The 21,015-nt window shown below is 64.9% G+C and carries 19 protein-coding genes; 12 read left to right on the forward strand and 7 right to left on the reverse strand.

Going from position 1 to position 21,015, the window contains the following annotated elements; genetic code table 11:
- The first annotated feature begins 16 nt into the window (after positions 1–16).
- Positions 17–3,850, forward strand: coding sequence for a multifunctional oxoglutarate decarboxylase/oxoglutarate dehydrogenase thiamine pyrophosphate-binding subunit/dihydrolipoyllysine-residue succinyltransferase subunit (locus H292_RS0124075; RefSeq protein ID WP_080733888.1), 3,834 nt, complete (start codon positions 17–19; stop codon positions 3,848–3,850).
- Positions 3,851–4,015: 165 nt separating this feature from the next.
- Here the strand turns inward: H292_RS0124075 and H292_RS0124080 are convergent, their stop codons facing one another.
- Complete coding sequence (locus tag H292_RS0124080) at positions 4,016–4,651, reverse strand: TetR/AcrR family transcriptional regulator (RefSeq protein WP_020113097.1); 636 nt, start codon at positions 4,649–4,651, stop codon at positions 4,016–4,018.
- 69 nt (positions 4,652–4,720) lie between these two features.
- Here H292_RS0124080 and H292_RS0124085 point away from each other — a divergent pair, with 69 nt between their 5' ends.
- From H292_RS0124085 to H292_RS0124095, 3 genes are read left to right on the forward strand one after another with little or no spacing between them, the layout of a single operon-like run.
- Positions 4,721–6,286 (forward strand): flavin-containing monooxygenase, encoded by a 1,566-nt coding sequence (locus H292_RS0124085; RefSeq protein ID WP_027499051.1) that lies wholly within the window; start codon positions 4,721–4,723, stop codon positions 6,284–6,286.
- Positions 6,283–7,116 (forward strand): SDR family NAD(P)-dependent oxidoreductase, encoded by an 834-nt coding sequence (locus tag H292_RS0124090; RefSeq protein ID WP_019665353.1) that lies wholly within the window; start codon positions 6,283–6,285, stop codon positions 7,114–7,116. The genes H292_RS0124085 and H292_RS0124090 overlap by 4 nt, the downstream gene beginning before the upstream one ends.
- A gap of 4 nt (positions 7,117–7,120) precedes the next feature.
- On the forward strand, positions 7,121–8,059 hold the full coding sequence (locus H292_RS0124095; RefSeq protein WP_019665354.1) for an alpha/beta hydrolase: 939 nt from the start codon (positions 7,121–7,123) through the stop codon (positions 8,057–8,059).
- On the opposite strand, the gene H292_RS0124100 is transcribed toward H292_RS0124095, so the two are convergent.
- The gene (locus H292_RS0124100) at positions 8,015–8,902 is read right to left on the reverse strand and encodes a glycine betaine ABC transporter substrate-binding protein (RefSeq protein WP_019665355.1); all 888 of its coding nucleotides are present in this window, start codon (positions 8,900–8,902) and stop codon (positions 8,015–8,017) included. The genes H292_RS0124095 and H292_RS0124100 overlap by 45 nt on opposite strands.
- A gap of 176 nt (positions 8,903–9,078) precedes the next feature.
- Here H292_RS0124100 and H292_RS0124105 point away from each other — a divergent pair, with 176 nt between their 5' ends.
- The 4 genes from H292_RS0124105 to H292_RS0124120 are packed head-to-tail and all read left to right on the forward strand — an operon-like array spanning position 9,079 to position 12,571.
- Positions 9,079–10,044 (forward strand): ABC transporter substrate-binding protein, encoded by a 966-nt coding sequence (locus H292_RS0124105; protein WP_170947450.1) that lies wholly within the window; start codon positions 9,079–9,081, stop codon positions 10,042–10,044.
- 12 nt (positions 10,045–10,056) lie between these two features.
- Positions 10,057–11,226 carry an ABC transporter ATP-binding protein gene (locus H292_RS0124110; RefSeq protein ID WP_020113099.1) on the forward strand — a complete coding sequence of 390 codons (1,170 nt, stop codon included), beginning with the start codon at positions 10,057–10,059 and terminating at the stop codon, positions 11,224–11,226.
- Positions 11,226–11,891, forward strand: a complete 666-nt coding sequence (locus H292_RS0124115) for an ABC transporter permease (RefSeq protein ID WP_019665358.1) — start codon at positions 11,226–11,228, stop codon at positions 11,889–11,891. Before H292_RS0124110 ends, H292_RS0124115 begins: the two co-directional genes overlap by 1 nt.
- Positions 11,888–12,571, forward strand: a complete 684-nt coding sequence (locus H292_RS0124120) for an ABC transporter permease (RefSeq protein WP_020113100.1) — start codon at positions 11,888–11,890, stop codon at positions 12,569–12,571. The genes H292_RS0124115 and H292_RS0124120 overlap by 4 nt, the downstream gene beginning before the upstream one ends.
- A gap of 198 nt (positions 12,572–12,769) precedes the next feature.
- Here H292_RS0124120 and H292_RS0124125 read toward each other — a convergent pair whose 3' ends face one another.
- From H292_RS0124125 to H292_RS27990, 4 genes are all read right to left on the reverse strand, one after another.
- Complete coding sequence (locus tag H292_RS0124125) at positions 12,770–13,966, reverse strand: NAD(P)-dependent malic enzyme (protein WP_020113101.1); 1,197 nt, start codon at positions 13,964–13,966, stop codon at positions 12,770–12,772.
- A 326-nt stretch (positions 13,967–14,292) separates the two neighbouring features.
- Positions 14,293–14,541 (reverse strand): hypothetical protein, encoded by a 249-nt coding sequence (locus tag H292_RS0124130; protein ID WP_019665361.1) that lies wholly within the window; start codon positions 14,539–14,541, stop codon positions 14,293–14,295.
- 16 nt (positions 14,542–14,557) lie between these two features.
- The gene (locus H292_RS0124135) at positions 14,558–15,172 is read right to left on the reverse strand and encodes a MarC family protein (RefSeq protein WP_019665362.1); all 615 of its coding nucleotides are present in this window, start codon (positions 15,170–15,172) and stop codon (positions 14,558–14,560) included.
- Positions 15,169–16,020 carry a PHP domain-containing protein gene (locus H292_RS27990; RefSeq protein ID WP_020113102.1) on the reverse strand — a complete coding sequence of 284 codons (852 nt, stop codon included), beginning with the start codon at positions 16,018–16,020 and terminating at the stop codon, positions 15,169–15,171. The genes H292_RS0124135 and H292_RS27990 overlap by 4 nt, the downstream gene beginning before the upstream one ends.
- Before the next feature lie 57 nt (positions 16,021–16,077).
- Here H292_RS27990 and H292_RS0124145 point away from each other — a divergent pair, with 57 nt between their 5' ends.
- The gene (locus H292_RS0124145) at positions 16,078–17,175 is read left to right on the forward strand and encodes a magnesium and cobalt transport protein CorA (protein WP_027499052.1); all 1,098 of its coding nucleotides are present in this window, start codon (positions 16,078–16,080) and stop codon (positions 17,173–17,175) included.
- Here the strand turns inward: H292_RS0124145 and H292_RS0124150 are convergent.
- Positions 17,172–17,768 (reverse strand): suppressor of fused domain protein, encoded by a 597-nt coding sequence (locus H292_RS0124150; RefSeq protein WP_019665365.1) that lies wholly within the window; start codon positions 17,766–17,768, stop codon positions 17,172–17,174. The genes H292_RS0124145 and H292_RS0124150 overlap by 4 nt on opposite strands.
- A gap of 33 nt (positions 17,769–17,801) precedes the next feature.
- Between H292_RS0124150 and H292_RS0124155 the strand changes: the two genes are divergently transcribed.
- The 3 genes from H292_RS0124155 (at position 17,802) to H292_RS0124165 (ending at position 20,978) form a co-directional block, all read left to right on the forward strand.
- Positions 17,802–18,518: a metallophosphoesterase family protein gene (locus tag H292_RS0124155; protein WP_027499053.1), complete on the forward strand. Its 717-nt coding sequence runs from the start codon at positions 17,802–17,804 to the stop codon at positions 18,516–18,518.
- On the forward strand, positions 18,508–19,365 hold the full coding sequence (locus tag H292_RS0124160) for a hypothetical protein (protein WP_019665367.1): 858 nt from the start codon (positions 18,508–18,510) through the stop codon (positions 19,363–19,365). Before H292_RS0124155 ends, H292_RS0124160 begins: the two co-directional genes overlap by 11 nt.
- Before the next feature lie 110 nt (positions 19,366–19,475).
- Positions 19,476–20,978 carry an MFS transporter gene (locus tag H292_RS0124165; protein ID WP_020113105.1) on the forward strand — a complete coding sequence of 501 codons (1,503 nt, stop codon included), beginning with the start codon at positions 19,476–19,478 and terminating at the stop codon, positions 20,976–20,978.
- Positions 20,979–21,015: the final 37 nt, after the last annotated feature.

Genomic DNA, 21,015 nt, shown 5'->3' on the forward strand with positions numbered 1-21,015 from the left:
GAGGCGAACTACTGCCGTGAGCAGCAGCTCCACTACCCAATTCGGACAAAATCAATGGCTGGTCGACGAGATGTACCAGCGATTCAAGGACGACCCGTCATCGGTCGACGCAAGCTGGCACGAATTCCTCACCGACTACGACCCGGACGCGCCGGCAGGTGACGAGGCCGCGCCGGTTCCGAACGGAAGTGCAGGAAGCGGCTCGGCGAGCTCCGGGAAGTCGACGAGCTCCAGCAGCTCCAACGGCACTAGCTCCAACGGCAACGGTGCGCCCACGAAGTCCGAGGCCCCGGCAGCGAAGGCTGCGCCCAAGGCCCCGGCAGCCAAGGCCGACGCCCCGAAATCCGCAACGCCGAAGGCAGCTGCCGAGAAGCCTGCGCCCACCGCGAAGCCCGCGACCTCCAAGGCGGCAGGTGCGGCACCGTCCGCTCCCGCAGCCAAGCCCGCTGCAGCCGCCCCCGCGGCCGAGGCATCGTCCAAGGTCCTCCGCGGCGCCGCTGCTGCCGTCGCGAAGAACATGTCGGCCTCACTGCAGATCCCCACGGCGACCAGCGTCCGCGCTATCCCGGCCAAGCTCATGGTCGACAACCGCCTCGTGATCAACAACCACCTCGCACGCACGCGGGGCGGAAAGATCTCGTTCACGCACCTCCTCGGCTACGCCATCGTGCAGGCCGTCAAGGCGTTCCCCAACATGAACCGGCACTTCGCCGAGGTCGACGGCAAGCCCAACGCAGTCACCCCGGCGTCGACCAACCTCGGCCTCGCGATCGACCTGCCCGGCAAGGACGGAAACCGCTCCCTCGTCGTCGCCGCCATCAAGAACACGAACGAGCACTCGTTCACGCAGTTCTACAACGCCTACGAGGACATCGTCCGGCGTGCCCGTGACGGCAAGCTCACCGGCGACGACTTCCAGGGCGTCACGATCTCGCTGACCAACCCCGGCGGCATCGGAACCGTGCACTCCGTTCCTCGCCTGATGAACGGCCAGGGCGCCATCATCGGCGCAGGAGCCATGGAGTACCCCGCCGAGTTCCAGGGCTCGTCCGACGAGCGCCTCGCGGAACTGGGCGTCGGCAAGCTCATGACGCTGACCTCGACGTACGACCACCGCATCATCCAGGGTGCAGAGTCCGGCGACTTCCTCCGCACGATCCACAACCTGCTGATCAGCGACGAGTTCTACGACGAGATCTTCCATTCGCTGAAGATCCCGTACGAGCCCATCCGCTGGCGCAAGGATCTGCCCGAGGGCACCGTCGACAAGAACACCCGCGTTCTCGAGCTCATCGCGGCGTACCGGAACCGCGGTCACCTGATGGCCGACACGGATCCGTTGCAGTTCACCAAGGACAAGTTCCGGATGCACCCGGACCTCGACGTGATCAGCCACGACCTGACGCTGTGGGACCTCGACCGTGAATTCAAGGTCGGCGGATTCCACGGCAAGGACAAGATGAAGCTGCGGGACGTGCTGAGCGTTCTGCGCGACTCCTACTGCCGCCACGTCGGCGTCGAGTACACCCACATCCTCGAGACCGACCAGGTTGCCTGGCTGCAGGAGCGCGTCGAGGCCACTCACGTCAAACCGACTGTGGCACAGCAGAAGTACATCCTGAGCAAGCTCAATGCCGCCGAGGCATTCGAGACCTTCCTGCAGACCAAGTACGTCGGCCAGAAGCGATTCTCGCTCGAAGGCGCCGAGTCCGTCATCCCGATGATGGACGCCGTCATCGACCAGAGCGCCGAGCACGCCCTCGACGAGGTCGTCATCGGTATGCCGCACCGCGGTCGACTGAACGTGCTGGCCAACATCGTCGGCAAGCCGTACTCGAAGATCTTCACCGAGTTCGAGGGCAACATGAACCCGGCAGCCGCACACGGCTCCGGCGACGTGAAGTACCACCTCGGCGCCGAAGGCACCTACATCCAGATGTTCGGCGAGAACGACATCGCCGTGTCGCTGACCGCGAACCCGTCGCACCTCGAGGCCGTCGACCCGGTCCTCGAAGGCCTCGTTCGCGCCAAGCAGGACCTTCTGGACAAGGGACCGGGCGAAGGTGGCTTCTCGGTTCTGCCGCTCATGCTCCACGGCGACGCGGCCTTCGCAGGCCAAGGCGTCGTGGCCGAGACGCTGAACCTCGCACAGCTGCGCGGCTACCGCACCGGCGGCACCGTGCACATCGTCGTCAACAACCAGGTCGGCTTCACCACCGCACCCGAGCACTCCCGTTCCTCGGAGTACTGCACCGACGTGGCGAAGATGATCGGCGCGCCGATCTTCCACGTCAACGGCGACGACCCCGAGGCATGCGTCCGCGTTGCACAGCTCGCCGTCGACTTCCGCGAGAAGTTCAACAAGGACGTCGTCATCGACATGATCTGCTACCGCAGGCGTGGCCACAACGAGGGCGACGACCCGTCGATGACGCAGCCGGCGATGTACGACGTCATCGACACCAAGCGCAGCGTCCGCAAGAGCTACACCGAATCCCTCATCGGCCGCGGCGACATCTCCCTCAAGGAGGCAGAGGACGCGCTCCGCGACTACCAGGGACAGCTCGAGCGGGTGTTCAACGAGGTTCGCGAACTCGAGAAGTACAACCCCGAGCCCAGCGAATCGGTCGAACTCGACCAGCAGTTGCCGGCCAAGCTCACCACCGCCGTCGACAAGTCCATCCTGCATCGCATCGGCGATGCGTTCCTCGAGGTCCCCGAAGGCTTCAACGTGCACCCGCGCGTCAAGCCCGTGCTCGAGAAGCGTCGCGAGATGGCCTACGAAGGCAAGGTCGACTGGGCGTTCGGCGAGCTGCTCGCCCTCGGATCGCTCGTGGACGAAGGACGCAACGTCCGTTTCTCCGGCCAGGACACTCGCCGCGGAACGTTCACCCAGCGTCACTCGGTCATCATCGACCGCAAGACCGGCGCCGAGTACACCCCGCTGCACAACATCGGCAGCGAGAACCCCGGCAAGTTCATGGTCTACGACTCCGCGCTCAGCGAGTTCGCGGCCGTCGGCTTCGAGTACGGCTACTCCGTCGGAAACCCGGACGCACTCGTCCTGTGGGAAGCGCAGTTCGGTGACTTCGTCAACGGCGCGCAGTCCATCATCGACGAGTTCATCAGCTCCGGTGAAGCCAAGTGGGGACAGCTGTCCGACGTCGTGCTGCTCCTCCCGCACGGCCACGAAGGCCAGGGCCCGGACCACACGTCCGGCCGCATCGAGCGGTTCCTGACGCTGTGCGCCGAAGGATCGATGACCGTCTCGGTTCCGTCGACGCCTGCCAACTACTTCCACCTGCTGCGTCGCCACGCACGCGATGGAATCCGGCGTCCGCTCATCGTCTTCACCCCGAAGTCGATGCTGCGCAACAAGGCCGCTGTGTCCAACATCGAGGACTTCACCGACGGCAAGTTCCACTCGGTGTTCGACGAGCCGACCTACGAAACCGGCACCGGTGACCGTAGCAAGGTCAAGCGCGTCCTGATGGTCAGCGGCAAGCTCTACTACGAGCTGTTGGCACGCAAGCAGAAGGACAACCGCGACGACGTCGCCATCGTCCGCATCGAGCAGCTCTACCCGGTCCCGACCCGTCGGATCACCGAGGCCATCAAGAGCTACCCGAACGCAACGGAATTCCGTTGGGTCCAGGAAGAGCCCGCGAACCAGGGCGCATGGCCGTTCTTCGGCCTCGCATTCCCCGAGCTCATGCCCGACGTGCTCAGCAACATCAAGCGCGTCTCCCGCCGTGCAATGTCCGCACCGTCCTCGGGTTCGAGCAAGGTCCACGCCGTGGAGCAGCTCGAAATCATCGACGAAGCCTTCTCGGGCGTCGGCGAGGGATAGTCGACCCGCACCAGTTCGGAGCGAATGCGCCGTTCGGTCACCTCGAGTGACCGAACGGCGCATTCGTTTTTTCGGCCGCCAGTTTCGGCATCGGCATCGTCATCGATGTCACATGACATTCGTCGTACGGCTGCCATGGCGCATCCATGCCGAACAGAGGGAGGCCTACTCAGCCCCGGTGCCGAGGAGGCTGGCGATCATGCTGGGCGCCAGGGCGACGGCGGGCAGTGCACCGACGTTCAGTTCGATGAGTTCGTCTCGGCTGATGCGGGGGTCGCGGAGCCACGAGATGGTGGCTTCCTCGACGAAGGCGATCCATCCACGCACGGCGAGTTCGGTGGTGGGGTTGGCGTCGACGTGCAGTTTGTAGAGGTTGGCGATGGTGCGCTCGGCCATGGTGGTTCTGGTCTGCTCGAAGACGTCGCGCATGTCCGGGTCGCCGGTGGCGGAGCCGCGGAGTAGAGAGATGAAGGTTTCGCGGTTCTCGGTCACGTAGTCGACGTAGTTGGCGATGGAGTCGCGCAGGATCTGGTACGGGTCGAGGGTCATGTCCGGGGCGGTGCGCTCGAGCATGGTCTTGCTTGCTTCTCGCACGATGGCGAGGTGGAAGTCCTGCTTCGACGAGAAGTAGTGGAAGAGCAGGCCGCGGGACACTCCGGCCTGGTCGGCGATGTCCTCGACCGATACCTGTTCCAGCGGTCGGTCCGCGAGCATCTCCGTTCCCAGTTCGATCAGCTGGGCACGACGCTCCTGTGGACTCATACGCGTTCGCTTGGCAGCCGGGGTGTTCACACTGGACATGCAACCAGCTTACTGAATAGCAGTCAATAACTATTGACTCACACTCAATAAGCTCCTACTCTCTGTTTCATGAGTCTTTCCGTAACAGATAACTCGGAGCGCGTGACGGCCCCGCGCACGGTCGACACCCTCATCATCGGCAGCGGATTCGCAGGCCTCGGTGCAGCGATCAAGCTGTCCCAGAAGGGCAAGCACAACTTCCTCGTGCTCGAACGCGGCAGCGACGTCGGCGGCACCTGGCGCGACAACACCTACCCGGGCGCAGCCTGCGACGTGCCGTCGCACCTGTACTCGTACTCGTTCGCGCTGAACCCGGACTGGACCCGCTCCTTCTCCACTCAGCCCGAGATCCAGAAGTACATCTCGTCTGTAGCGCGGAAGTACAACGTGCTGGACAAGCACGTGTTCAACTCCGACGTCACCTCCGTGACCTGGAACGAGAGCACTCACCGCTGGGACGTCGTCGCGAGCACCGGCGAGTACACCGCAAAGGTGGTCGTGACGGCCGTCGGCGCCCTGTGCGAGCCGAACCTGCCGCCCATCGCAGGCATCGAGAGCTTCGAAGGCGACGTCTTCCACTCCGCACAGTGGAACCACGACGTCTCATTGGAAGGAAAGCGTGTCGCCGTCATCGGCACCGGTGCGTCGGCCATCCAGATCGTGCCCGCGATCGCCGGCAAGGTGAAGCACCTCGACGTGTACCAACGCACCGCGCCGTGGATCCTTCCCCGGTTCGACCGCGAGTACACCGCACTCGAGAAGTTCGCCTTCAAGCGCATCCCCGGATTCCAGCGACTGTCCCGCACCGGCATCTACGCGGCACGCGAGACGCAGGTCGTCGGTCTCGCGAAGAAGCCGGCGCTGATGCGCATCTTCGAGCTCATCGCCAAGCAGCAGATCAACAAGGGCATCAAGGACAAGGCGCTCCGCAAGAAGGTCACGCCGAACTTCCGAATCGGCTGCAAGCGCATGCTCATCTCCAACGCCTACTACCCCGCGCTGGACCGCCCGAACGTCGACCTCGTCACCGACGGCATCGCCGAGGTCAAGGCGCACTCGATCGTCTCCGCGGACGGCACGGAGCGCGAGATCGACGCACTCGTCGTGGCAACGGGATTCCATGTCACGGATTCGCCCGCCTACCAGGGGATCTACGGCAAGGGCGGCAAGACCCTCGCGCAGACCTTCGAAGAGGAAGGCCAGCAAGGCTACAAGGGGGCCGCTGTCGCGAACTTCCCCAACATGTTCTTCCTCGTCGGGCCCAACACAGGTCTCGGCCACACCTCGATGGTCTTCATGATCGAGTCGCAGCTCAACTACGTCGTCGACGCCCTGGACACCATCGAGAAGCACGACATCGGTGTCATCGAGGTCCGCAAGGACATCCAGGACGACTACAACGCCGACCTGCAGGACCGCATGGCGGACAGCGTCTGGATGAACGGCGGCTGCGCCAGCTGGTACCTCGACAAGCACGGGAACAACACGACGCTGTGGCCGGACTTCACCTTCCGCTTCCGCGCCATCACCCGTAAGTTCGATCTGGCGGCCTACCGAAGCGTCGCAGCATCCGATCTGCCCGCTCCCGCCGTGGGCACCGTGAACGACTCCGACATCGAGGTAGCAGCGAAGTGACCACCACATTCACCGGCAAAGTTGCCGTCGTCACCGGCGCGGGATCGGGTATCGGACGCGCACTTGCGCTGAACCTGGCGCAGCGCGGGGCGAAACTTGCACTGTCCGACGTCGACGTGAACGGCCTGGCCGAGACCGTGCGACAGGTCGAGGCACTCGGCGGCGAGGTCGAATCACAGTTCCTCGACGTCACCCAGCGGGAAACCGTGATCGAGTACGCCGAGACCGTCAAGACACGCTTCGGCAAGATCAACCAGATCTACAACAACGCGGGCATCGCGTACCACGGTGACGTCGAGCAGTCCTCGTTCAAGGACATCGAACGCATCGTCGACGTGGATTTCTGGGGCGTCGTCAACGGCACCAAAGCCTTCATCCCGCACCTGCAGGAATCCGGCGACGGTCACATCGTCAACATCTCCAGCCTCTTCGGGCTGCTCGCGATGCCGTCGCAGGCCGCCTACAACGCGGCGAAGTTCGCCGTCCGCGGTTTCAGTGAAGCGCTGCGGATGGAACTGCTGATCTCCAAGGCCCCCGTCAAGATGACCGTCGTGCACCCCGGTGGCATCAAGACCGCCATCGCGCGCAACGCTACGGTTGCCGAGAACTACGACCAGCAGTCGGTCGCGAAGTTCTTCGACGCGAAACTCGCCAAGACAACACCCGATCAGGCCGCGAAGACGATCCTCAAAGGCGTCGAGAAGGGCAAGGGCCGCGTACTCATCGGATCCGACGCCATCGCGTTGGACCTGTTCCAGCGGATCACCGGGTCGAAGTACCAGCGAGTGGTCGCCACCATCGCCAACCGCGTCATGCCCAGGAAGAAGTAGGACGATGAAGTCCTTCTACCTGCCGCTTCCGCTGGTCGCCGCCGCACTGAAACCGTTCTACCGCTTGGCCCTCGACGCCAGGTTGCCGGTGTCGGTGCAGCGACGGATCCTCGATCTGGCTTCTCCGCTGCAGACCATGCCCGACGGCGCCGTCAGCCTGAAGACGACGCTTGCCGGCCGACCCGCCGAGCGGATCACCGTCGGAGCAACCGAGCGCGATACTGCGATTCTGTATCTGCACGGCGGCGCGTACACCATCGGATCCATCTCGACGCACCGTTCGCTCGCTGCCCACCTGGCGCGCGAATCGGCCAGTGCCGTGTACGTTCTCGACTATCGCCTGGCGCCCGAGAACCCCTATCCCGCCGGCCTGAACGACGCCGTCGCGGCGTTCCGCGAACTCGTCAAGGCACACGGATACACGCCGGACAGGATTGCCATCGCCGGCGATTCCGCGGGCGGCGGGCTGACCGTCGCGACGGCCCGGCATCTCGTCGACGACGGTGTGAAACCGGCTGCGCTGGGCCTCATCTCGCCGTGGGTGGATCCAGGTGCTCGCGATGCGCCGTTCCCCCGGGACATCGTCGTCAACACCGCTTGGTCCTTCGCGGCCGCGGAAGCGTACCTGGGCGACGGGGATCCACTCGATCAGGGCTTCGCGCCGTTGCACGGAGACCTGTCCGGCCTTCCGCCCATCGTCATGCACGTCGGCAAGGCCGAGGTGCTCTACTCGCAGATCGTGGATTTTCACGATCGGCTACTGACGCAGGGCAACGAGGTCGAGTACGTAGAGTACGAGAAGCTGTGGCACGTCGCGCATCTGCAGACCTCGATACTGCGCGAGGCCGCCGAGGCGACTCACCACCTCGGTGCTTTCCTCGGGGCACGTCTGCGATCGTCAGAGGTTGTGCTCGCCGAGCCAACGAGCAGCGACATCGCCTGATTCTCCCCCACTGCGGACCTCGCCGATCATGTCGGCGAGGTCCGCTGTGGTCAGTTCGCCCGCAACGACACTCAACGTCGCTGTCGCGGCATCGTTCAACGTCCCCGTGCGCATCAACGGCACGACGTTCTCCGCGCTGAACGCCGACTGTTCGTCCTCGAGGGTCATCAGATTCGCCGCCGCCGGGCCGAGCGATGCCGTTCTGAACACCAACGCTCCGATCTCGCCGGACTCGAGTGCGGCTGTCGCAGCGTCTGCATCGACGTAGACGGCGATGTCCTCGAACACAGATCCTGTTCCGCTAGGAACCAGCCGCATGGCGACCTCCATCGGGTCCGGGTCGGGCGGATCACCGACGACACCCCACGTCGCCCTACCGCGGTTGTCCACGAATTCCGAGACTGTCGTCAGTTCGGCAAGCGGCCCGTCGGGCGCTACCGCGACAGCAATGCGGTCTTCCGCAAGCGCGTAGTCGCCCACCGACAACCCTTCCGGCAACGACCTGTTCAGGTCGACGAAGACATCCTCGGCGTCCGTCGACGTGGACGTCGAATCGAACGTACGCAGAAGTTCGCCCGTGAAATCCGGAACGAGCGAGACATCCCCGGCGTCGAGTGCGGCAAGGTAGTCACCGCGTTCTCCGAGACCGTCCGTGACCGACACGGTGACTCCGGCGGACCGAATCGCTCCCGCGTAGATCTCGGCCAGCAGTTCACTCGTCGTGTCGTCTCCGCGACCGACCACCACCGACGACGCGTCCGTCGGCTCGGCCACGGCGCTGCATGCGGTGACCACCGACGCCAGGACGAGGGAGCCGACCAGCCGGTTGCCGAACGCACGCACGAGAGAGATCTCCGTTCGAGGAGTAGTTGTCGGTGGTCTGGTTTAACGTTTCGCACGCTGGGAACAGAGCCCTGCGAGAGAAATACTCCGGACAACCTTATGGCTAGACTCGCTCGAAGCACCATCCCGCATGCTCGGACAGCTCTGGAACAGGCTGAACGCGACGGCTGGACACGATGGAAGGATTCCTTGTGAAGATCACCCGAACTGCGCGCGCTGTCGCGGCCCTGTCGGTAGCGGCCCTCGCTCTCACTGCATGCGGCGGCGAGGACTCCGATCCGTTGTCCTCGGGCGGAGGTGACACCAATTCCGACCCCAATTCCATCGTGGTCGGATCGGCGAACTTCACCGAGTCGGAGATCATCGCCAACATCTACGCCGAGGTGCTGAAGGTCAACGGCTTCGACGTCAGCACGACCCTGAACATCGGCAGCCGTGAGGCGTACATCCCGGCACTGAAGGACGGCTCCATCGACGTGATCCCGGACTACACCGGTAACTTGCTGCAGTACCTCGATCCCGAGGCCACGGCAACGTCGGCGGACGACGTGGAAGCTGCGCTCCCTGACGCGTTGGGCTCGGACCTCGTCGTCGCAGACCCGGCGTCGGCGGAGGACAAGGATTCCATCGTCGTGACGAGGGAGACCGCCGACCGGTGGAATCTGACGTCCATCGCGGACCTCGCCCCCTACTCCGGTGAGATCAAGTTGGGTGCACCTCCCGAGTTCGCCGAGCGCACCTACGGCCTCCCCGGGCTGAGCGAGAACTACGGCGTGAACATCGATCCGGCCAACTTCGTGCCGCTGTCCGACGGTGGTGGCCCGGCCACGGTCCGCGCGCTGACCTCCGGCGAGGTCACGGCCGCCGACATCTTCTCCACATCCGCGTCGATCGCCGAGAACAACCTCGTCGTCCTCGAGGATCCGGAGTTCAACTTCGCCGCGCAGAACGTCATTCCCGTCATCAACGCGGGCAAGACGTCGGACAAGCTGACGTCGGTGCTGAACGCCATCTCGGACAAGCTGACCACCGAGGAACTGCTGGCGCTCAACCAGTCCGTCTCCGGTGAGTCGAAGACAGAGCCTGCTGCTGCCGCACAGCAGTGGGTCACCGCACAGGGACTGGATACTCCGGTCTCCTAGAGAGAGCCGCACGTGATCACATTCGAGAACGTCACCAAGCGATACCCGGAAGCCGGGGGTCGTTCCGCAGGCTCCACTCTCAGCGGCACCACCGCGGTCGATTCGCTGAATCTGAACATCGAGGCCGAATCGTTCACGGTGTTCGTCGGGCCGTCGGGCTGCGGCAAGACGACGTCCATGCGGATGATCAACCGCATGATCACCCCGACGTCCGGGGTGATCACGGTGAACGGGAAGAACATCGCCGAGTCCGACGCGGTGAAGCTGCGGCGCGGTATCGGATACGTCATCCAGAGTGCGGGTCTGCTCCCCCACCGGACCGTCGTCGACAACGTCGCGACGGTCCCGGTGTTGCGGGGCACGTCGCGCCGCGCTGCACGAACCGCCGCACTGGGTGTCCTCGAACGTGTGGGGCTCGACCCTGCTTTCGCCGACCGCTATCCGGCTCAGCTGTCCGGTGGGCAGCAGCAGCGAGTCGGTGTCGCCCGTGCACTGGCTGCGGACCCACCCATCCTGTTGATGGACGAGCCGTTCAGCGCCGTCGATCCGGTCGTTCGCGAGGACCTGCAGACCGAAATGCTCCGGCTGCAGGCCGAGCTGAAGAAGACGATCGTGTTCGTCACCCACGACATCGACGAGGCCGTACGCCTCGGGGACCGTATCGCCGTCTTCGGGACGGGAGGCAGGCTTCAGCAGTACGACCGGCCGGAGGTCGTACTCTCGTCACCCGCAACGGATTTCGTGGCCTCGTTCGTCGGACGCGATCGCGGCTACCGCGGATTGTCCTTCCGCAGCGCCGACGCCGTTCCCGTGCACGGCATCGACACCTCGCCGGTCGAGAAACTCGACGGCCTCCGGCTCGAGCAGGGCCAGTGGGTTCTCGTCGTCACGGCCGATCGTGCGCCGCTGGGTTGGATCGACGTCACCGGTGTCGAGGGCATCCGCGCCGGGCGCAGTGTTCAGGAAAGCACCGCGGCAGGCGGGTCGCTGTTCACCGTCGGAGGTGACCTCCGACAGGCGTTGGACGCAGCCATTTCGTCTCCGTCCGGAATCGGTGTCGCTGTGGACGAGTCGGGTGCGGTCGTCGGCAGTCTCGACGGCTCGGAAATTCTAGAGCATCTGGCGGCACAACGCCGCGCCGAGGACGAGGCGCGCAACGAGCACCACTTCGGGTCGCTCTGATGCGTTGGCTCGTCGACAATTTCGACGTCGTTCTCGACCTGACCAAGACTCATCTGTACCTGTCCTTGGTCCCCCTGCTCATCGGACTCGCAATCGCGGTCCCCGTCGGCACTCTGGTTCGCAACGTCTCGTGGATCCGCCGAATCACGTTGACGGTGGCCAGCATCGCGTTCACCATCCCGTCGCTCGCCTTGTTCGTGACCATCCCAGCCATCCTCGGCACCAGGATTCTCGACGAGATCAACGTCGTCATCGCTCTCGCCGTGTACTCCACCGCGCTCCTGATCAGAGTGGTCCCCGAAGCACTCGATTCGGTGCCTTTCGCCGTCGTCGACTCCGCGCAGGCGATGGGCTACACCTCGTTGCGCCGCGCGATCGGAGTGGAACTGCCACTGGCACTTCCGGTTCTCGTGGCAGGCATCCGCGTTGTCGCCGTCACCAACATCTCGCTCGTCTCCGTCGGTTCGGTCATCGGCATCGGCGGTCTCGGCCAGTTGTTCACCCAGGGGTACCAGCGCGACTACCCGGATCAGATCGTCGCGGGGATCATCTCCATCGTGTTCCTGGCGCTGATCTTCGACGCTGCGCTGTATCTGCTGGGGCGTCGACTGACGCCGTGGACCCGTATCGGAACGTCGGCAGGCAAGAAGCGAGCACGGGCATGAACATCTTCACCGACGCCTTCGCGTACATGACCGACCCGGCGAACTGGGAGGGCAGCACCGGAATCGGCGCACGGATCCTCGAACACATCTGGTACAGCTTCATCGCCGTGGTCGTCTCCTCGGCGATCGCAGTACCCGTCGGGCTGCTGATCGGGCACTTGCGCCGCGGCGAGGTACTGATCGTCGGACTCGTCAACGCCCTTCGTTCGCTTCCGACGCTCGGCGTGCTCGTGTTCCTCGTGCTGCTCATCGGTCTCGGGCTCGTTCCACCGATCATCGCCCTTGTCCTACTGGGCATTCCGCCGGTGCTCGCCGGAACGTATGCCGGAGTGGCGAACGTGAACGCAGACGTCGTCGATGCAGCACGCGCTATGGGCATGACCGAATTGCAAGTGTTGTTCCGAGTCGAGATCCCCAACGCGATGCCCTTGATTCTCGGGGGTCTTCGGAACACCACCCTGCAGGTCATCGCTACCGCGACCGTCGCGGCCTACGTCAACCTCGGCGGGCTCGGCCGCTACATCTTCGACGGTCTGGCGCTCTACAGTTACGACCGAGTTCTCGTCGGCGCCATCCTGGTTGCCGTGCTCGCACTCGTCGTCGACGGCCTCCTCGCCCTCGCGGTGTACGCGTCCGTGCCCGGCACCGGCCGGCTGCGTCGAACACCGAACCTGCACTAGCTCGACCAACGGCCACATTTCGTCCCAGGACCACCCACGCCCACAGTCCGGTTTTCGGAGCGAACGAGCCCTTCAGTCACTCAGACTGACCAGACGCCACTTTCGCTCCGAAAGCCGGAGCAAAGCCGGGCGAAAACGGGAAAGCGCCCCGAACCACAGCCAGGTGAGGCGTGATTCGGGGCGCTTCGTTTCCCTGTCCTACGCGACACCCTCGGCTCGCGCTGCTGCCGCAACTGCGTCCGCAACGGCCGGGGCGACGCGAGGGTCGAGCGGGCTGGGCACGATTTTGTCCGCAGCCAGCTCGTCGCCGAGTACCGAGAGGATTGCCTCGGCGGCGGCGAGTTTCATGCCTTCGGTGATCCGTCGCGCTCCGGCGTCGAGTGCGCCTCTGAACACGCCGGGGAAGGCGAGCACATTGTTGATCTGATTGGGAAAGTCGCTGCGACCGGTCGCGACGATCGACGCGTACAGCGCAGCCCGTTCCGGATGAATCTCCGGGTCGGGGTTCGACAATGCAAAGACGATGGAGTGCGGCGCCATCGACGCGATGTAGCTCTCGTCGATCTTGCCCGCAGAGACCCCGAGGAACACGTCCGCGCCGACGAGCGCATCCCCTGCCCCACCGGACAGTCCACGCGGGTTGGTGCGTGCAGCGAGATCGACCTTGACGGCGTTCAGGTCACCGCGGTCGGCGGAGACGATGCCTCTGGAGTCCAGCACCACGACATCCGAGATACCCGCTGCGAGAAAGATGTTGGCACATGCGACTCCAGCGGCGCCCGCTCCGGAGATCACGATCTTCAGTTCGGAGGTACGTCGGCCCTGGAACTTCGCGGCGCCGTTGAGTGCTGCGAGCGCCACGATGGCGGTGCCGTGCTGGTCGTCGTGCATCACCGGGCAGTCGAGAGCCTCGACGACCCGCTTCTCGATCTCGAAGCAGCGGGGCGCAGAAATGTCCTCCAGATTGACCGCACCGAAACTGTGGCGGAGCCGGACGATGGTGTCGACGATCTCGTCGACATCGTTCGTGTCGAGCACGATCGGGATGGAGTTGAGGCCGGCGAACCTCTTGAACAGCGCCGCCTTGCCTTCCATGACGGGAAGCGACGCGCGGGGTCCGATGTCGCCGAGTCCGAGAACAGCTGATCCGTCGGTGATGACGGCGACGAGACGGTCGGTCCACGTGTACTGCTTCGCCAGCGAGGCGTCGGACGCGATCGCGCGGCTGACCTGCGCGACGCCGGGCGTGTAAGCGATGGACAAGTCCCGCTGCGTATCCAACGGCGCAGTCAGTTCGACCGAGAGTTTTCCGCCGACGTGGCCGAGAAAGATGTCCTCGTCGGTGATGGCGGTCGGGTCGATGGCGTTGTCGATGGATTCGGTCACAGCAGTCACGTTAGTTGCCCCAGTCACGTAAAGACGCGTAAAAGCGTCGGGAAATCACGAAGATGGCGTGAGGCGGGTGACGCCGTCGCAGACAAGAGCCGGGCGCTGTGGCACCGCAGGCTGCACTGGTCGGTCAGTCTGCCACCGGGACCGCGTGATGCGCAAACATCCCTGCCGTCGACTGCGGTCCAGGACGGACTGAGCCCGCGGCGTCAGCCCCACCCGCGAGCGGAGCCTGCGGAGTGAGCCTGCGTCAGCCCCACCCGCGAGCGGAGCCTGCGGAGTGAGGCCGCGTCAGCCCCACCCGCGAGCGGAGCCTGCGGAGTGAGTCCGCGTCAGCCCCACCACTGTGTCCACAGCAGGATGCCGGCGACGGCGAGGACCAGTAGTGATGCGATGACGGAGACGGCGCGGCGTCGGTGATCCGCGAAGTGTTGGATCACGACGGCGCCGATGGCTGCGGCGATGTGCGCGGCGACGGATACTGTTCCCGGGCCGGGGAATCCCCGTTGGCTGCCGAGATACTGTGCGCCGGCGACGACGACGGCCAGTACGACGAGGCCCGCGGTGACGGCCCCACTCAAACCTCGTAGCAAACCGTCAGCCTCCTGTGATGAATCCGCGGACGGAGTCCGCGATGAGCTGGACCGCGATTGCGGCCAGCAGTAGACCTGCGATGCGGGCGAGCAGTGTGATGCCGCCTTCGCCGAGGATGCGGATGAGGACGGTCGAGAATCGGAGGACGAGGAAGAACACGAGGTGGATGGTCACGATTGCGAGTGCGACCGCGAGGAGGGATCCGACGTGTCCTTCGGCTTGGCTGACGTTGACGATCACGGCGGCGATTGCTCCCGGCCCGGCCATCAGTGGGGTTCCCAGAGGGACGAGTGCCACGTTGACGTCTTCGGCTTCGGCGCCGCCGCCGGCTCCGCGTCCGGTGAGCAGGGACAGCGCGATGATGAGCAGGAGCAGTCCTCCTGCGCCTTGCAGTGCGGGGATACCGATGTGCAGGTAGTTCAGGATGGCCTGGCCACCGATCGCGAACACGGTGATGACGGTGAGCGATACCGCCGGTGCCTGCCATGCGGCGCGGTTGCGTGCTTCCTTGCTCTTGCGTCCGACGAGGGAGAGGAACACCGGGATGGCACCGGGCGGGTCCATGATCACGAACAGGGTGATCAGGACGGTGAGGTAGAGGGTCGTGTCGAAGCTCACGACGGGACCGTCGACCCTGTCGCCGCGCGGAGGATGCGCTCGTACTGGTCCGGCGCGGTGGTGTGTTCTCCGAGCTTCAGGGGTTTGTTCGCTCCGTGGTAGTCCGACGATCCGGTCGCGATGATGCCGAGTTCGTCGGCGAGTTCGTGCATGAAGTGGGTGTCCGGCTCGTCGTGGTCGGCGTGGAAGACTTCGACGCCGCCGAGACCGTGCGGGACGAGTTCTCGGATGTGGTTCGGGTCGAGAATCCGTCCGCGTTTGCGTGCACGGGCGTGCGCGACGACGCTGACGCCCCCTGCCGCCGCGATCATCTCCACGGCCCGCTGGATCGGTGTGTCCACTTTGTCGACGTAGTACGGGCTGGTCGTCGACAGGTAGCCGTCGAACGCGTGCTGAACGCTGTCGACGGCGCCGAGGTCGACGAGGGCTCGGGCGAGGTGAGGCCTGCCTGCCGATTCGCCGGTGGCCGCGATGATGTCGTCGGGGACGATGCCTGGGATGTCAGCGGCTAGACGCTCGGCCATCAGCCGGATTCTGGCCGCTCGCTCCCCTCGAAGGCGGGCGAGTTCGTCGGCGAAGCTCGAGTCGTTCGGATCGAACAGGTAGGCCAGAAGATGCACCGGGACCGGCTTGCCGTCTTCCCCTCGGCCGACGCACGACATCTCCATACCGCGCACGACGGTCAGTCCGGTCGGGGCTGCATCGAGGGCCTCGTCCCACCCCGATGTGGTGTCGTGATCGGTCAGCGCGACGACGTCGAGTCCGGCGGTACGAGCGGCGCGGACCAGCTCCGCGGGAGTGTCGGTGCCGTCGGAGACCGAGGAGTGGGTGTGGAGGTCGATGCGCACGACAGCCAGTGTCTCAGGCGCACCGGGCGTTGGTATCGCAGGCGTACGATTCGCGCCATGCCGTCTCTACCTCCGAGGCCGTCGCTTCCGTCGCTCCACTCCCTGCGGCCGTCCAATCGTGGACAGGCAGCCGGACCGAAGGTTCCCGTACCCACCGCTCGCGCGATCGTCGATTGCGCGGTCTACGTCGACGGGCACCGGCTGCCGGGCAAGTACACGCATTCGGCGGCGATAGCCGAGGTCCGCAAGCGAGGGGAAGGCTTCGTCTGGCTCGGTCTGCATGCCCCGGACGAGGGTCAGATGGACGGTGTCGCGCAGTGCTACGGCCTCCACGAACTGATGGTCGAGGACGCCGTCCACGCGCATCAGCGTCCCAAGTTGGAGCGCTACGACGACGTGTTGTTCCTCGTCCTGCGCACCATCAGCTACGTCGAACACGAATCGGTGACCACGGCCAACGAAATCGTCGAGAGCGGCGAGATCATGGTGTTCCTCGGACGGGACTTCGTCATCACCGTGCGCCACGGCGAGCATTCGGGGTTGTCCGGTGTGCGGCAAACGCTCGAGAACAATCCCGAGCAGCTGGCTCTGGGGCCGTCGGCCGTTCTGCACGCCGTCGCCGACCACGTCGTCGACGAATATCTCGAGGTCACCGGCTCGATCGAGCGAGATGTCGACGTCATGGAGGAAGAGGTCTTCTCGCCTCACCATCACGTACCGATCGAGAACATCTATCTGCTCAAGCGTGAGGTCGTCGAACTTCGACGATCCGTCACGCCGTTGTCGACGCCGTTGAATCAGCTGGCGCAGAGCTCGGAGAACCCTGTCCCCAAAGCGGTACGACGCTACCTGCGCGACGTGCAGGACCATCACACTCTGGTCGCGGAACGAGTAGCGGAGTTCGACGAGGTTCTGAGCTCGCTCGTCGACGCCGCGCTGGCGCGGGTGACGATGCAGCAGAACATGGACATGCGCAAGATCTCGGCGTGGGTGGCCATCGCAGCCCTGCCGACGATGGTGGCCGGCATCTACGGGATGAACTTCGACAACATGCCCGAACTTCACTGGAAGTACGGGTATTACATCGTCGTCGCCGTTGTGGCCGTGGCCTGCGTGGGATTGTTCGCGACGTTCCGCAAGAACGACTGGCTCTAGAGCGTCACGGCGGACCGGCTCGGGTCACGGACGTCGATTCCCGCTTCCGTCCACGCGTCGCGCAGGGCCTCGGCGCCGCGCAGCCGAACCCACGCCGCCTCGGTGCCCGTGATCGGCACGACATCGAGAAACTGGACCGGGTCGGCAGGCTCGGGCAGCTCGAGATCCTCGATGTCGCTGCGCCCGAGCAGTACCGCCGTGAACGGCGCACCCGCCCACAATGGTTCACCGAGATCCAGCAGAAGATCCTCGCGGAGCACGACACCCTCGACGGACGGCGTCGCGGCAAGCTTGGCCAGGTTCCGCAGGAAATCCTTGTCGATCCCGTCGAACACTCTGGTGACGAGAATCAGCTCGGCGCGAGGACCGCGGGTGGCGTCGGCGATCATCTCGCTCGGATCCGACATCGGATACCTCGAACAACCGAGCGTCACGAACCGGGCGAACTCGTCGCGTCGCGGGAAGAACGTCAACACGTCCAACGATTCGAGACCGAGGAACGTCACCGAGAACGGCGTCGGCTTCTCGTCTCCGATCGCGGCAAGCAGATGACTGCGTACCCGAGCTATGACACTGTCGCTCACGAAGTCCATCCAACACCACCGCTGCCCGGTAGCGTCGTCCGCGTGGTCTCTGTCCTTGCCGTCTCCGACGAAACGATCGAAAGCCTGTGGAGTTCTCAGGTGCGTTCACTGGACGTCGACCTCGTTCTCGGCGCGGGAGACCTCCCGTTCGACTACCTCGAGTATCTGACCGACGCCCTGAACGCGCCGTGCGTGTTCGTGCCGGGAAACCACGACGCCGACCTGACGGGCTACTCGGCCGGACGCGCCGGATGGATGCGGGCGGGACTGCCGAGCACCTGGCCGGGCCCCGTCGGCGCCGTCAACGCGGATCGTCGGATCGTGACCGCAGCGGGCCTTCGCATCGCCGGTCTCGGCGGGTCCATCCGCTACAACGGCGGACCCAACCAGTGGACCCAGCGCCAACAGAGGCGTCGGGCACGGACGTTGACACGGACCAAGACGTGGGCAGAGAAGGTCCGGGGCGACGACCGCGGCGTCGATGTACTGCTGACGCACAGTCCACCGTTCGGCGTCGGAGACGACACCGATCCCGCGCACATCGGATTCGAGTGCCTGCACGACACGGTGCAGTCTCTTCGACCGCAGGTTCTGCTGCACGGGCACGTTCATCCGCACGGGCAGTCACCTCCGGATCTTCGACTGCACGACACAGCCGTCGTGAACACCGTCGGCTACACCTTGCTGGACATAGAACCCGGTGGAGGGGCTCGGGAGATCACAGCACCGACCATCGTGAGGCGACGCCATGGCACGTGACACCGGATTCCCCGCGGCCGACGCCGAGAACGACTTCACCCGTCAGCGTCGGCGTGCCGATGTGGCGCGTCTCGTCGGCTGGTTGCGTCGCCAACCCGACGACATCAACACGATCCTGCCGTTCGACGAGGTGGTCGCCGCGCTCGGCAAGGTCGGTGAACGCCAACTGGGCGTTCAGGTCATTCGTGTCGATTCGATCGTCGGCAGTGTCGACCGCACCCGGGACTTCGACCGGTTCTTCAGGCCGACGTCGGCTCGGATCAGGGAGCGGTGGCAGCGTCTTGCTGCGGCGCAGCGGCGAGGCGAGGCGATGCCGCCGATTCAGGTCTACCGCATCGGTTCCATGCATTTCGTGCTCGACGGCCATCACCGGGTGTCGATCGCGTTCGCGATGCACCGCACCACGATCGACGCGCTCGTCACGGAAATCGTCACCCGCATCTCCCCCGAAGGAATCACTCGGCGCGGTGACCTGCTGATCAAGGATCACCGACGGATTTTCCTGTCCCGGGTCCCCCTCGTCGGGAAGGCTCGTGAGGCCGTCACCGTGACCGACCCGTTCGATTACGCCGAGCTGAGCGAGTCGGTCGAAGCGTGGGGTTTCAGGTTGATGCAGGAGTTGGGCGAATTCGTGGACCGGGCGACCGTCGCGCGCCGATGGTTCGGTGAGGAGTTTCTGCCCGTCGTCAGGATGGTCCGGGCCGCCGACATTCTCGAGGGCCGGACCGACGCCGAGGCGTACATGTGGATGAGCCGAGAGCGGTACCGATTGGTCCGCGAACACATCTGGAACGACGAGATCGTGTCCGAGCTTCGCCAGCGCGCTCGCAGCTCGCGCACTCCGTAGAACACCGCTCGTCTTTCCCGGCGGGCACAAACCTGATAGTTACTTAGATGCACACATCAAACTTTTGGTCTTCCCTTTAGCTCTTGTGAAAAAGTAACGAGGTTTTCGTCATGCCCACCCAGGCTCGCACCGACGAGATCCACCCTGGACGCCTGCTGCTTCCCGGCCTCTGTTTCGTCGTCATGACACTTGCCGTCCTTCAGACGATGGTGGTCCCCATCATCGGCACGATCGGTACACAGCTCGGCGTCAGCACGACAGCGGCCGGTTGGGTCCTGACGGCCAACCTACTGGCCGCCGTCGTCGCGACCCCCGTCATCGGTCGCCTCGCCGACCTGCACGGCAAGCGACCCGTCCTCATCGCCGTCCTGGTTCTCGTGTTGCTCGGATCGCTCCTGGCCGCCGTCACCGAATCCTTGCCACTTCTGCTCGCCGGACGCGTCCTCCAGGGTCTGTCCTACGCGCTGTTTCCCATCTCCCTCGCTCTGCTGCGCGACGAAATGCCCCCGCGCCGCCTCGTCGGATCGATGGCCATTCTGTCCGGCACTCTCGGCGCGGGCGGTGGGTTCGGTCTCGTGCTCACCGGAGTCCTGACGGCCGACGGCGCGGACTATCAGCGTGTGTTCTGGCTCACCGTCGCTTTCGTCGCCGCGGCGATCGCACTCGTCTGGTTCGGTGTTCCCACGCGCGCACGCACCGGGACCGGCTCGGTCGACTGGTGGGGTGCGATCCTGCTCGCGGCCGCGCTGGTACTTCTCTTCCTCGCACTGACACAGGGCCGGTCGTGGGGTTGGGGATCGATTCCGACGGTTCTCTGCGCTGTCGGCGGCATCGTCGTCCTCGCCTGCTGGTGGATATTCGAGAACCGCATCGCCGCCCCGCTCGTCGCGCCGCGCATGCTGACCCACGGCCCACTACTCGCAACGAGCGTCGCGACGCTGTTCGTCGGCATCGGCATGTTCGTCAACTTCCTGGCGTGCTCGTACTTCGTGCAGACACCGCGCGAGGTCGCCGGATACGGTTTCGGCGCCGACGTGCTGTACGCCAGCGTCGTCTACCTGCTCCCCGGTGCCGCGGTGGGCGTCGTCGCGGCGACGTTGAGCGGTGGGCTGATCCGACGGTTCGGCCCACGGCCGGTTCTGATCGGCGGCGGCGCGATCGGCATCGTCGGATTCATTCAATTCGCGTTGTTCCACGACACGACGTGGCAGGTGATTCTCGCGTCGTCGATCGTCAACGTCTTCGTGTCGTTGGCCTTCGCCTCGATCCCGAACCTGCTGATGGCCGAGGTCTCTCCGGCGGACACCGGCGTCGCGAACAGCGTCAACTCCATCGTTCGAACAGTCGGGACATCCATTGCGAGCGCGGTCCTGACGACGATGCTCGCCACCTACACGATCGCGGGTACATCTGTTCCTCGCGAGATCGTCTACACCGCAGCGTTCCTGGTCGGTGCACTCGCGTGCGCCATTGCGACCCTGTCCGCCTTCGCGATCCGCGTACCCCGCGCGACTCGGAGCACACTCACAGCAGCCTCCACGGTCGGAGGCGATTCCGAGCAGGCAAAAGCACGCGCATCCGCTGGTGAGCGCATCCTGGCAGAAGACTGCTGACGTTCTGGGAGTAGCCGCTTCTCCCTTTCGGACCCTT

Source organism: Rhodococcus sp. 114MFTsu3.1, assembly GCF_000383555.1.
In the GTDB taxonomy this organism is placed as follows: domain Bacteria; phylum Actinomycetota; class Actinomycetes; order Mycobacteriales; family Mycobacteriaceae; genus Rhodococcoides; species Rhodococcoides fascians_E.

What these genes read in the sequence shown, in the direction of transcription:
- H292_RS0124080 (WP_020113097.1), bottom strand. Translation starts at nt 4,651, where the DNA reads ATGTCCAGTGTGAACACCCCGGCTGCCAAGCGAACGCGTATGAGTCCA.
- H292_RS0124085 (WP_027499051.1), top strand. Translation starts at nt 4,721, where the DNA reads ATGAGTCTTTCCGTAACAGATAACTCGGAGCGCGTGACGGCCCCGCGC.
- H292_RS0124095 (WP_019665354.1), top strand. Translation starts at nt 7,121, where the DNA reads ATGAAGTCCTTCTACCTGCCGCTTCCGCTGGTCGCCGCCGCACTGAAA.
- H292_RS0124105 (WP_170947450.1), top strand. Translation starts at nt 9,079, where the DNA reads ATGGAAGGATTCCTTGTGAAGATCACCCGAACTGCGCGCGCTGTCGCG.
- H292_RS0124115 (WP_019665358.1), top strand. Translation starts at nt 11,226, where the DNA reads ATGCGTTGGCTCGTCGACAATTTCGACGTCGTTCTCGACCTGACCAAG.
- H292_RS0124120 (WP_020113100.1), top strand. Translation starts at nt 11,888, where the DNA reads ATGAACATCTTCACCGACGCCTTCGCGTACATGACCGACCCGGCGAAC.
- H292_RS0124145 (WP_027499052.1), top strand. Translation starts at nt 16,078, where the DNA reads ATGCCGTCTCTACCTCCGAGGCCGTCGCTTCCGTCGCTCCACTCCCTG.
- H292_RS0124150 (WP_019665365.1), bottom strand. Translation starts at nt 17,768, where the DNA reads ATGGACTTCGTGAGCGACAGTGTCATAGCTCGGGTACGCAGTCATCTG.
- H292_RS0124160 (WP_019665367.1), top strand. Translation starts at nt 18,508, where the DNA reads ATGGCACGTGACACCGGATTCCCCGCGGCCGACGCCGAGAACGACTTC.
- H292_RS0124165 (WP_020113105.1), top strand. Translation starts at nt 19,476, where the DNA reads ATGCCCACCCAGGCTCGCACCGACGAGATCCACCCTGGACGCCTGCTG.